Annotated in this window: 1 protein-coding gene; it reads right to left on the bottom strand. The window is 29.8% G+C overall.

Going from position 1 to position 14984, the window contains the following annotated elements:
- Positions 1-121: 121 nt before the first annotated feature.
- On the bottom strand, positions 122-14984 hold a 14863-nt coding region (locus C4B24_RS04940), incomplete at its 5' end, for a translocation/assembly module TamB domain-containing protein (RefSeq protein WP_168388307.1).

Below are 14984 nucleotides of genomic sequence, written 5' to 3'. Positions count from 1 at the left end.
AAAAGAAAAAATGTAATTCCAAGAAGTAATATATACTATGATAAATTTATCCTAAAACCATTAATGATTATGCGCATTAAAAAAAATAAGGCCACTAATGTGAATCCTTATTTTCCATTTATTAAATTGAATAAATATCAGTTAAATCGTTTGCAAAGAATGATCTTTGTTCAACTTGAGCACTATATGCTTGTGGCATAGGAGAAGCTGGTGAAGCATTGCTTCTTTCTGATAATTTACCAGATACAGTTCTTTCATGACCACCTGAATTCAATTTTACAGTTCATGTGGTATCTTGAGTTATTGTATCAAAGTCTCATTGTGAAACTGTAAAGTAAACTATTGTATTGCCAATAGATTTTACAAATAAGTTTGGTCTACCAAAATTAGCCTTATTTGCTTCATATAATATCTTAGCAATTTGTGATGAAGTCATACCAGAAATTACATTAAGAGCGTCTTGATTACCAGATGTAGATTTAAATCCTTTTATAATACCTTGTAATGTTTTTCCAGTAGGTGCCCCATTATCCAAAATTTCTGCTGTTCAACTTACAGAACCATTAGCGTCATTAGGTATATTTGAAGTAAATCTAACATTAGTTAATTTACCATCAACCATGATTTTAGCTAAAGGTTTATTGTAGAAACTTGAAGGAAGCAAGTTATTAATTGATGTTGCTGAACCTGAAACTATTTTTTCACTAATTATTTTTTTCATTTCTGTATCACTAATATTTGCTGAAGAATGATTAAATCCATCTAAAGCTCCTGTCAATATATGTGTATGTGTTGTAGTTATTGGGATTGAACCATCTGAAATAGTAGCAGCTCAAGTTATTCCATTAGAAGTATTGTTTATTTTCATTAATTGAACATATAATTTTTTACCATTTTTATTAACGATAACATCAATTGGTAATATATATTGTCCAGAGGAAACTCCATTAATAGGATTTTTAGCTTTAATCGCATTGTTAATTTCACTTGCACTAACTCCATCAATTAAAAGATCTGTTGGATTAGATGCTGTTATAGTTTGGAACCCTGTTACCGCGCCACTTAGTGAACGTACTTTACTTGAACCCGGCGCATATATAGTTGCTGTTCAGTTTACGCTACTTGTTAAATCTGATGGATCAGAAGAGTTTATTACTACTTGAATCGGAACATTATTTATATTAATAACTAATTTTCTTGGAACACGATACGTTGAAGCCTTATTGTTACCAATAGGTGATTTACGTTTAATTTCAGTTGTTATTTGATTAGCTGTAAGTGAATCAATCGCAGTATCAATAGGATTAACATTACCTCCTATATTGGCAAATCCTGTTAACGAACCTTTTATAATTCTTGATTGACCATTTACATGTGAAACCAGCGCTGTTCAAGATATAGAGTTGGATAACGAATCTTGTGATGAATTTATAATTTTAACATCGAATGTTGATTGACCATTTGTTAAGCTTACATTTGAAAATGGATAGTTCGCAATTGTATGCTGACCAATTGGATTTTTTATTTTTTCAGCATTATTAATCATTGAAGCGGTTATTGAATTTAAATCTTGTATAACATTTTGATTTATAGGAATTCTTAATCCGCCAAATATACCACTCAATGTACGCTTACTTGTAGTACCATTTGTTGTTATTTCTGCTGTTCAAGAAATAGAACCTGTAGCATTATTTTTTGTTGTAGTTTTAAAGATTGCAGAGACACTGTGACCTTGGTGTGAGAATGTTACTGCTGGTAAATTCATTTGTCCAGCTGTTAATGAAGCTCAATTTGGAACCGCTGTTTTAACAGCATTGTTTATTTCACTTGAACCAACTGTTGAAAGAGCAATATCATTTATATTAACTGATGAAGATGTATGCATAAATCCTCTTAAAGAACCAGAAATAATTCTTGTTTTTGTAGTTGATGGTGAGGAAATCTCCATTGTTCAGTTGATTTTTCCATCAGAGTCAACTGCTATACTTCTAATATTCGAAATATTTATTGGGAATCCGTCAATATTATCAATAATTTTGCTTGGGAAATAGAATTTAGAAGCTAAATCCGAACCACTAAATGGTCTACTTTGTTTAATCAAATCATTAATCATAGTAGCGGTAATTGAATCTATTTTTGAATCAACTAATCTTTTATTAATGGAATCTTGATTTTCAAATCCATCTATAGATCCTTGTTTAGTTTTTGTAATAGGGGAACCGGTAATTGATGTTATTGCGTTTCATGTAATTCTACCGTTTGTATCATCTTTATTAATTGAATTAAATATAATATTGATCGTTTCTCCATCTTTTTGCATTTGTAATCTGCCGTGTATTATAGAGTTTGAAGGCTTATCATTTTTATTTAAATTAAATTGTTTCTCCATCTCTTTACTAATTTCATCAGGAGTTAAATTATTTAATATTCTTTCAATATTTTCATTTCTTAATATTGAAGAAGTTTTAAATCCACCAATAACTCCATATAAAGTTTTTGAAGCATTACTTCTTGGTGAAGTAATTGCACTTATCAATGAAATTTCACCACGATCTGAATTAATACCGTTATTAATTAGAGAAACATTAAATGTCTTACCACCTTTAATAACCGAAACAGTTGATGGTATATTGAAAGAATGTGGATCAATACTTGTCGAAATTTGATGTTTAGCAATTATTGCTTGATTAATATCTTGTTGAGTGATTGTTCTAATTAATCTTTGGTCATCAAGTATTGCGCTATTAGCATCACGTTCTGCTTGAGTTTGGAAACCAATTAATGTTCCATTTTTTGCAGCATTAACAATTGATGCACCTTTAACATTTGCAACTGCAGTTCATGAAATTGTACCAGCATTTCTATTTTTAGTATTGTTTGAAAATGTAACTTGAACATTAATACCTGAAGAAGTTACAACAACACTTGTAGGGAAATTGTAATTATTAGTATCTGTTGTACTATCAAAATTAGACTTAGCTCAAATAGCAGTGTTAATTTGTGCTTCAGTAATATTTTTAATAGCATTATCGATAGCTTTTTGTTCTTGTCCTGCAAGATCCATGAATCCAAATAGTGATGAACTAATTGCTCCAGTTCTTGTAGTTCCTCGAGTAGAAGTAGTACCTGTTCATGAAACAGAACCATTTAAATTATCCCTATTACCAGATTTCAACTTAACAATTACGTCTATACCATTAACATTTACAATAACTTGTTTTGGTAAAACATATGTTAATGCACTATCTTTTTTAGTAAATGGATTATCTTTTCTAATTTGTGCATTAACCATTGCTTCTGTTAAATTATTAAGTGCATTATTTGCAATTGTTGCTTTTCTTTCGTCTGATGTTGTAAATCCACCCAATGTACCATTGATATTTCTTGTATTAGAAATACCCGCAATACTTGCAGAAGCTGCTCAATGAACCTCTCCTTTTGCATCAGATATCGATGTTTTCCTTAATTTAATATCAATATTTTGACCATCAATTGGGATGGTAATGCTTTGGGGAATATTGAATTTATTTGGATCTCCATTTACATTCCCTTGTGATTTAATGGCATCATTAATATCATTAGAAGTTAATTTTGATAATGCATTTTTCTTCGCAAGAATATCTTGATCTGCACCATTTTGGAAGCCAGAAAGTTTTTTGCTTCTTAATCATTTAGAAGTATTTGTAGATGAATCACTAATTAAAGCATCTCAATTAATAGAACCATTAGCTTGATCTACTGAACGAGCAATTAAATTAATAGAGAAATTAATACCGTTTTTATTTATATTTAATATTGTATGTAATTCATTATTTTTGTAGTATTCTGCATTTATTGTTCTATCAAATGGAGCAAGTTGTTTCAACTTGTTATTAATATCTAAATCAGTAATTGTATTTATTGCTGCTAATGCATTAGCTCTTGCAATTTTTTGAGCTTTTTCAGCATCAGTTTCAAAACCTAAAAGTGTTCCTTGTCTAGAAATGCTTGAGGTTATGTTTGTTGTATTAGCTTTTGCACTAAATTTAATTTCGCCATTTGTAGAAACATTACCAAGAGTAACATCAACATGGATTGGATAGTCTTTACCATTTAAATGTTTTGTTATTGTTAGAGCAATTGTTCCATTATGTTTTTTATAATCATGCGGATTAGTTGTTCTATCAAATGAATGATTTTGTTTAATTGCATCAATAATTTCAGAAGATGTAAGTGAATTTAAAGCGTCTTGCTCATCTTGGTTAGATTTTGAATTACCATCTAACATTCCTGTTAATGATCCGGTGATATTTGCTTTTGTTTGGTTGTTAGCACTAGCTGTTGCAGTTCATGCAATTGAACCATTTGATGAATCAATAGAACCCGGTATTAAAGTAACTTTAATAGAAATACCATCTTTAATAATTTCTACTTTTCCTGGGAAGTTATTATTTTTATATAAATTAGGATCAGTATCTTTATTAAATGGTGCTTGCTCAGCAATTTTATTATTTATTTCAGTAGCACTTAAGTTATCAAGTGCGTGTTTAGTTTTAGCCTTAATTGCATCAACTAAATTAGCAAATCCACCAAGCGAACCAGTTATTCCTCTTTGCTCAGTTGTACCTGTTGTTGTTGCATTTGCTTTTCACAATATTTGTCCGTTTTTCTCATCAATAGTTGAGTGAGTTAAAATAACAGTAATGATATAATTTGTGCCATCCCTTGCAGTTTTATTAACCTTAACAAATTTTGGAATTAAGAATTTATTAATGTCATTCGGATCTGTAATTGGATTTTTTTTCAAAATTGCAGCATTAACTTCAGATTCAGTAAGTGAATTTAATAAGTCTTCAAGAATATTTGCGTTTTTGTCACTATCACTTTCAAAGCCAGTTAAACTACCTTTAGTTGTACGAGTTATTGAAATGTTTTTATGAGATATTGTTCCAATTCAATTAATTGCACCTAAAGAACCATCAACTGAAAGAGTTTCTAAATCAACAGTAAAGTTAAATCCATCTTTATTTATAATAACTTGACCTTTATTAATATCATTGTGGCCGGGAATATTATAAACACGAGGATCAGTATGATCAGTGAATCCACGTCTATTAATAATTGCATCATTAATATCTTGTTCAGTGATTTTACCAATTGCAGCAGTTATTTTTTTTCTTTTATCAGCAGCGATATTACTATCAAATCCTGTTAATTGACCAATTTTTGTAGTATGGTTACCTTTGAAAGAAGCCTCTCAAAATACTGATCCAATATTTGGATTTGTACCCTTAGCTTTAAGTAATACCGTAACTTTTTTTCCATTAGGAATTGTGACATCAATAGATGAAGGAAGTGTAAATTCAGAAACTTTTGTACTATTATCATAAGGATTTTTAGCCTTGATTGCAGCATTGATCATATCAAATGTTATAGCATCAATATCTTTTTGAGAATTATATAATTCAAATCCTGTTAAATCTCCTGAAAGAGTTTTTTTAATATCGTTAAATGTTGCTTGTCAAGAAATTTTTCTATCACTATTTTTAACATTAGGCGTTAAACTAATTAAAACATTTACGCCATTATTTAGGATTGTAACATTAGTTGGGAATGGATAATCTTTAGCTTCTCCAGAAATAGGAGAAATCTTTTTAATTGCATCATTAATCATAGCAACAGTTATAGTGTTTTCTGCCGCTTCATTTTGTGCTTTGTTCCTCATGATATCGTTTATAAATCCACTTAATTTACCACCTAATGAAATTGATATTTTAGAGTTTGTTTGTGAAACAATTTTAGTATTTCAAGATATATTACCGTTAGAATTATCAACAAATCCTTTTGAAATTGTTACATCAAATTTTTCACCCATAAATGTTAATACAACTTTTTTAGGCATGTTGTAGTCTTTTGCATTAGTCGATTGTGTAAATGGTTCATCAATTTTAATTTGTGAATTAATTTCATTGGTTGTAATTGAACCAATAATTGATGAAATATTATCTTTATATCCATTTAAATTACCATTAAATTCTTTTTTAGTATTTGTTGGATATTTTGGTTCAACAATTGCTTTTCAAGAGACTTGTCCTTTTCTTAAGTCAAATCCTGTTTTAGTTACTTTTAGTTTTATATCTAATCCATTAATTGGAATAGTAATAATTTGAGGTAGTAATGCATCTTTTGGTGAAATGGCACCTGAAATTTGCGTTTTTTCTCTAATAGCTTTTTCAATTTGATCAGTAGTTAAACCATTTATAATTTTCTTCTCTTTTAATTCATTTATAGCATCAAAATCCATGAAGCCAGTTAATTTTTCATTTTTAAATGTAGGTCTAATTTTTGAATATTGTGTTGAAAGTTCAGCACCTCATAAAATTTCTCCATCTTTAATATTTATTGAACCCGGAGTTAAATCTACATTAATTGGAATATCATTTTTTGCACCTTTTCAAATAGTGATTGTTTTAGGGAAGTGTCATTTAAGTCATTCTGCAGGATCTGTAGTTCTGTCAAATGGACTTACTTTTTTAATGGCATCTTTAATATCTTGAGCTGTTACAGAATTAATTGCATCATTAGAAGCTTTTGTAAATAGTGCTAGATTATTTTTGAATCCATTTAAATAAACAAATTCTGATTTACTGTCTTTTTCTTTAACATCCTTTGACATCCCACCATATTTTAATCCACCTATCATAAATCCAAAACCACCTAATGCAATTCTAGCTGTACCAAGAACATCATCAATAACTACCTTTTCATATTTTTTACCATCAAGTGTAAATTTGCTACCAGTTTTACCACCATTGGCTCAAACATTAACATCAAACAAACCAATTTCTTTAAGTTCATTATATTCAGGATATACTTTAAAGAAATCATCATTTATCCTAAAGTTTTCAAGATCTACTTTAGTTGAAGATTTGCTAGGAAGCATTGTATTTGCTCAAACTTTCGCACTTGTTCCTGAGTTGATTGGAACATGTCTTTTATCTGATAAGTAATTAATTAATTTCATTGTAAATTCATGAGAGTGTAAAATATTTTCCAACTTATCACTAATGTCAATATTTCTGCTATCAAAATCAGATACTGTTTCATTAAAGAAACCAGTTATTATGCCTGAACTATTTTTAGTGTCTTGACCTTTATCTGTTCAAAGGTTAGCTTTTCATGATAAGTGACCAATTTTTGTTTCAAAATTCTTTGGATTAGTTTTTACATTAACATGGACATCTATACCGTTTTTGGTAATATTTAATTTACCATCAAAATATTTCAATCACTCTTTTATAATAACTTCATTTAATTTCAGTGTATTACCTAGGAAAAAACTCTTTTCTCTTGTTATATTTTTACCTTTTCAAAAGGGATCATGTATATCTTTTGGAATTTTTGCAATAATTGCTTTTTCTATTTCTTCAGAAGTAATTGATTTCAATGCTGCATTTGATGCGGCATCATCCGGAATCTTTTTATCAAATCCTTTTAAGAAGCTTTCTATTTCTCTTGAATTCGAAACATTGGCATTAGTTGAAGAAACTTTTACTTTTCAATTTCATCAACCTTTTAAATTGTCAGGACCTTGATCTGGAGCTTTATTTATAAATTCCAATCTAAGATTCGCTCCTCTAAATTTACCAATTAAATCTAAATCTTCTTTATTTTTAGCTCATTTATCAACACTTGTTTTATCATCAAATGGGAATGTTTTTCTTAAAAAGTCATTTATATCTTTTGCAGTTAATTTATTAATTGCCTCATTGATTTTTCTTTCCTCTAAAGGAATATTTGAACTATTTTTAAACCCTGATAATGTCCCATCTATATTTCTAGCTGATTGAACATAATCAGTGCTTGCGTGTGAAGTTCAAGAAATTTTTCCGTCTATTGAATTAACTGATTTAGGAGATAATGTTACATAAATAGGGATACCTCTAACATAAACAGTAACCTTTTTAGGCAATGCATAATCTATTGCTAAATATGTATCATCAAAGTAATTAACAAGTAAAATTTGTTTATTAATCATATCTTCAGTTAAATCATTTAAAGCATCTTTATGTAATTTGATTAATTTTTGAGTTTGGTCTCCAATAGCTGTTTTTGCCTTAAATCCATCTAGTGAATCCATAATATCTTTTCTTGTTTTTGTAGCGTTTTTTGTAGAAGCTTCTGATGTTCAAGAAATAATACCTAAATCATCATTTTTAACAATATTACCTAATTTTACCGAAATATCAATACCATCAATTTTAACAATTACTTTTGAAGGGAAATTTTTAATAGTTGATGGAAGCGCACTAGATGAAGGCGGAACGATAAGTGCAATAGCATTATTAATATCTTTTGCAGTTAATTTATCAAGTGCATTATTAGAATCACGTTGATCTTTTAATGCTTTTGTTTCAAATCCATCTAATAATCCATCATTGATATCCCTGCCACTTTTTTGAGTTGGTGTTGTAAGTGTTGCATCTCAAGGAAGTGCACCCTTATCTGCATTTTGTGTATCTGGTTTAAATTTTATGATAGCTGAAATTTCTACACCATCTTTTTTAAATTTAATAAGCTTGCTACCTTTATTAAATTGTTTGGCAAATTCTCCACTTTTAATTTTATTATCAATTGTAAATATATCTTTCATTGCTTTATTTATGTCATCTTTTGTGATATTTGCAAGAACATCTTTTTCGTGTGCAATGATTTTATCTTGACCACTTTGGAAACCATCAAGTTTACCAACAATATCTTTCCTTGGATTTGGTAAATTATCAGTTTTTGCAGAAGAAGTTCATGAGACAATACCATTAACATCATCTACAGATCCTTTTTCTAATTTAACTTGGATATTTATACCGTCAATTGGAATAATAACTTTTTTAGGCATTATGAAAGTATCAGGATTAGTATCCTTTGTAATATTTTCAACTTTTTTAATCGCATCATTAATCATTTTATCTGTTAATTTATCAAGTGCGTTTTTCTCCGCAATTTTAATTCTGTCGTTAGCAGTTGAGAAGCCAGTTAATTTACCTAGAACTAATCTAGATTGTTTACCGATTGAACCAGTTGCAGATCAAGATATATTACCTAAATCGTTATTGATTCCTTTTGAGGCATCAAATACAACAGTAATATCAACACCATGAATTTCAACAATAACTTGTTTAGGGAAAGCGAATGATTTGGCTTCATCAGAATCGGTGAATGGATTATCAAGTTTAATTTGATCATTAATCATTTTTTCAGTTAGAAGTGAAAGAATGTTTTTGTTAAACTCGGAAGGGTCTTTTGAGTCTTTTTTGAATCCTGAAATTGTACCAACTACATCTATTTTTGGACTTGTAATATGTTGCGTTGTAGCTGACGAAGTTCAATTAATTCCACCATTTTGTTTATCAACATCACCTTTTGTTAATGCAACAGTAATAGGAACACCATCAATTGTTACAGTAACGGTTTTAGGGAAATTAGTTATTTTTGAAGGATCTTTTGAATTTGAAGGTTTAACAATTTTCTTAATTTCATCATTAATTACTTTTTCAGTTAATTTAGCAAGAGCAGCTTTCTCTTTGGCGATTTGTCTTTGGGCATCTGTGCCAAATCCTACCAAATTACCCGCAACACTTTTAGCAGGTAAAGAACTACCTTCTAAAATTACTGATGAATTTCAAGAAATTTCTCCATTTGAATTATTGATATTACCTTTTGTTAATGCAACAAGGAATTTAAATCCCTCTTTAGAAAAGACAATGTTCTTAGGAAATACGTAATCTTTGGCTTGTTCAGAACTTGTAAATGGATTATCGATTTTAATTTGTTTATTGACATCCGCTGCAGTAATAGAATTCATTGCAGCTTTTTCAGCTTCTTTTTCTAATTGTGGAACTTTTACCTCAAATCCTCTTAATGTACCTTCAAGATGTGGATTAGTTGTACCACTTGGTGTTGTAGAAGCAATAGATCACTTAAGAGCTCCAACAATATCATCTTTTGAAACTAAGTTTAATACTACTTCAAAAACTTTATTATCAATTATAACTTTAACCTTATTAGGTAATGGATATAAATTAACATCAATTTTTTCATCAAATGGTGAAATATCTTTTATTGCATCATTGATAAGTTTTTCGGTTAATTTAGCCAGAGCATTATCAATTGCTTTTTGATCAAATGTAGCTTGTGTAGCAAATCCTGACAAGTCGCCATTTTTAGAATTTGTTTTAGAACCATGTTTTGAAGAAATTTTAGCTCCTCATTTAACTTTACCAGTTTTTTTATCAACACCTTTTGGTGTTAATGAAACAGTAACTTTTGTACCATCTTGGGTTGTAATTATAACTTTTGAGGGTAAGACAAAAGTTGAAGGATCGGTTTGATGGTTAAATGGTTTAGCAGCCTTAATTGCTTTATTAATATCATCTGTAGAAACTGACATAACAGCTTTATCTTCTTTTGCAGCTTGTCTTATTATTTCATTAGAAAATCCTGAAAGTTTACCATTTTTTGAAACAGGAGCAGAAGATTTACCTACAACTTCAGCTGATCCACTTCAAGAAATATTACCAACTTTATCATCATCAGAAGTCCTTGATAGTGTGACTGTTATTTTAATGCCATCCTTTAAAATAATAACTTTTGGTGGCAATATATAATTCGATGCCATATCATTAGTATCAAATCATTTAGTTGACTTAATTGCATCATTAATATCCTTTTCAGTTAATTTTGCTAATGCATCATCAGCTTGTTTTTGCGTAATACCTGTATCAGGTTTTGGCGCAATAATTCCAAAGCCATTTAAATCACCATTAATTTTTCTTTCTCCAGTAGCATTTGGAGTTGTGGCACTACCCATTCATGAAATAGTTCCGTGAACCTTATCAACATTTCCTGCTGTTAATTTTACAGTAATTGTTTTACCTTGATTAACCACATCAACACTTGATGGAAGTGTTCATTTTGTTGGATCTGTTGTTTTAGCAAATGGGTTATCATGCTTAATAGAATCGTTAACCATTTGTACTGTAACACCTTGCAATGCAGCATTGGCAGCTTCTTCATCTTTTTGTTTCTTAGTTTTGAATCCATCAATTTTACCTTGAACATCTCTACCATTTACTTTTGGATCTGCGTTTGGTGCTGAAACCTTAGCAGTTCATTTAATCTGACCTTTATCAGTATCTTTTGGATCTTGTGTAGGTTGTGTTATTTTAACCTTAACATTAATTCCATCGATAGGTATTGTTACCTCAGCTGGAAGTTTATGATTTAAAGGATCTGTTTGATCAGTGATTGTTTGAGCATCTTTAATTGCTTTATTAATCATATCGTCAGTAACTTTTTTAACAGCTTCATTGGCTTTTTTAGTCAATTCTTCTGCATTTGTTTGGAAATTATCAAGTTTACTTGTTAATTTATCAGTTCTTTGTGCATTTGCAGTTGAAACTGTTCCTGATCAAGTAATTTCACCCAAAACATCAGAAACAACTTTTTTAGTTAAAGCAGCTGTTATTGTTGTGTTTGTACTATCTCCAGGAATAGTAAAAGTAACAAATGGAGGGAAATCATAATTTGAAGCCTTATCTCCATTAACTTTATCATATGACTTTTTAAGTTTAATTGCATCGTTAATCATACTTGCAGTAACTTGGTTAAGTAATTTAATATCCCTATCGATAATTTGTTGATTTTTATTACTAAATCCTGTCAATATTCCAGAAAGACCTTTTGTTCTTGGAACTTTATAGTGAGGAACAGTTGCAGAAACTAAATCTCAACTAATTTGACCTTTGTCATCATCAACAACTCCTTTTGTAATTGTTACGTGAATTGAAACACCACCTGAAATAACATCTAATACCGTTGGTAAATTAAATGTTGAGGCAACTAATGCATTTAATGGTTTAGCAGGATTTTGTGTTGTTCCACTTGCAATATGTTTACTTCTAATAGCATTATTAATTTGTTCTGCAGTTAAGTTTGCAAGTGCATTTTCCTCAATTTTTTCTTGTTTTTTAGCTCCGGTGATGAACCCTTTTAGTGTACCAACAATATCTCTTCTTGAGAATGTTGCATTGGGTGTAGAAGCAACAGAAGTTCATTGAATTCAACCTTTTTCATCATTTGTACCTCTTCTTGTTAAATCAATAGTAACATCATGTTTAATACCATCATCATCAGTCAATTCAACTGTAACTTGTGAAGGCATTTTTCATTTATCAGGATCTGTATTCTGATCGAATGGATTTGATGACAAAATTGCATCATTAATATCTTTTTCAGTTAATTTATTTAAAATTGAATCTGCAATATCTTTTGCTTTATCAGACTTGCTTTCAAATCCATCTAAAGTACCATTAATATTTTTTGTTTGTTTCGAACCTTTTGCGGATGCAGTACCAGTTCACGAAATTTTTCCCTTATCATTATCAATTGAACCAGGTGTTAATTTAACTTTTACATTAATACCATTTTTAGGTACGACAACTTCTGTAGGGAATGGATATTTTGAAGCATCTGTATGATCATCAACGTGAGCAGCTTTTTTAATTGCATCAATTACATCTTGTTTTGTAACATCTTTAATTGCTTGATCAACTAATTTTTGGTGAATTTGTGCTGAAGTTTCAAAACCATATAGAGTACCAAATAAATTATTTCTAGTTATGCGAGTTGTAGAATCAGTTGCGGTTGCAGTTCATTCAATTGCACCCTCAACAGTATGTACAAATCCTTTAGTTAATTGAACCGTAAATACTTCTTTGCCAATTGTAATTAAAACGCTTGCTGGGAAAGGATACTTTGTAGCATCAGTTGAATCATCAAATGAATGTTTTTTCTTAATAGCGTCATTAATCATTTTTTCTGTTATTGTTGCAATTTGTTTTTCTACTTTTTTATCTCTAACATCTTGAACAGTTTCAAATCCTGCAAGATTACCAATAACATCTGTTCTTGGTGCTACTTTCGAACCCACTATTGAAGCAGAAGAAGTTCAAGGAATTGTACCGTTATTATCATTAGCAGTTCCTGGTGTAAGTGCAACTGTAACATCAATACCATCAATTTGAATAATTACTTGTGGTGGAATTACAAAAGCAGATGCTTTAATATCTTTTCCAACATGTTTAACCCTAATAATTTCATCGTTAATCATTTTAGGAGTAATAGATTGTAATATATGTTTTTCATTAGCATCTTTAGCTGCTTGACTAGAAGTTTTGAAACCTCCTAAAATTACATTTGAAAATTCTTTTGACTTAGAACCTAAAGTAGCTTTAGCGTCTCAAGTAATTTGTCCTAAATTATCATTTTGAGATTTATTTACTAATGTTACAGGGATTGGATTACCATCAATTGTTACTGTAACTTTTAAAGGTAGAACAAATTTACTGGCTAAATCAGAACTAGTAAATGGACGTGCAACCTTAATTGCATCATTGATATCTTTTGTTGTAATTTTATTTAAAATTGCTTGATTTAATTTATCTTGTTTTTCTTTATCAGTTTCAAAACCAGGTAATTTACCATCAATTGGTTTATCTTTTTTATTATCAAATTGAACATGTTCTGTGTGTGGTCTACCAGTTCAATTAATTTCTCCAGTTTTTGGATCTTTTGAACCGGGTGTTAAATCAATAACAACTCTAACATCTTGTCCATCTTTAGCTTTTTTAGTAATAATAACTTTTGGAGGAATTACGTAATTTACAATATCTTTTTTATCACCACTTTTATTAATTAATGGATTAGATTTTTTAATAGCTTCATTAATATCCTTTGGAGTAATTGAAGAAATTACTTCTTTATCCCTTGCGATATTTTGTTTTATAAGAGAAGCAAAACCTTCTAAGTCTCCAAATAGATCTTGTCTTGATTTTGAAATACCAGAAACTGATGCTCTTTTTAATGTTCAAGAAATTAAACCCTCATTAGAATCAATTGCACCTTTTGTCAAAATAACATCAATATCAACTCCGTCAATATTTATCGATAATCTTGTGTTAAAGTTATAATATTTTGGATCAGTTGAATCATCAAAATTTTCTGCTTTTTTAAGTGCATCATTGATATCTTTTACAGTTAATTTAGCAAGTGCATCTTCTCTTGCTTTATTTAATTTTTGTTTGTTTGTTTTAAATCCATCTAAACTATCATTAATAACCTTAGCATCTTTAGGATCTTGACCTGGCACTATAACAGTTCCTGTTCAATCAATTGAACCATTACCAGCATTTTTCTTACCTGGCTTAATTTGAACTTCAATTTCTTTTCCGCCACCAATAGGAATTTGAATTTTTCCAGGAAGTGTTACATCTTTTGGTTCTAATTCGCTAATTTTCTTACCAGTTTGTTTTTCAATAGCTTTTTTAATTGCATCATTAATTTTATCGCCATCAATTGTTTTGGCACCACTAATAATGGCTTCTTTTTCTTTATCTTTTTTAGTTTTTAAACCATCAACTTGGTCTTTTAAGTTAACTTTTTTATCAGTGTGTGGTCCAGTAGCAACTCCTGTTCATTTAATAATACCTTTATCAGTATCTTTTTGATCTGGATTTGGTTGTGTGATTTTTACTTTAATATTAACTCCATCAACTGGAACTATTATTTCTTTTGGAAGTATATGCCCATCAGGGTCTGTTTTATTATCAATATGTTGAGCTTTTTTAATGGCGTCAGAAACTAGTTTTGGATTTTTTGCAAGTTTATCTAATGCAGCATCTGTAATTTTCTTTTGTGTTGAAAGAGGTCCATCAAATCCTCTTAATGTACCAATTATAGATTGTGTTTTAGAACCATGTGCATTTGAAGCAATTGCAGTTCATGCTATTGTTCCATATTTTGCATCAATTGTACCGGGTGTTAAGGCAACATTGATTGTAACTTTTTTGCTAAGTACAACAGAAACTTTTTTAGGGAATTTATAAGTTTTTGGATCTGTTGTTCCATCAAAAGGAGAAGCTTTTTTAATTGCTTTATTAATAAGGTCT

Origin of the sequence: Mycoplasma marinum (assembly GCF_004335975.1) — a bacterium.
Classification (GTDB): domain Bacteria; phylum Bacillota_I; class Bacilli_A; order Mycoplasmatales; family Metamycoplasmataceae; genus Mycoplasma_K; species Mycoplasma_K marinum.
This window is presented reverse-complemented; position numbering and strand designations above follow the sequence as displayed.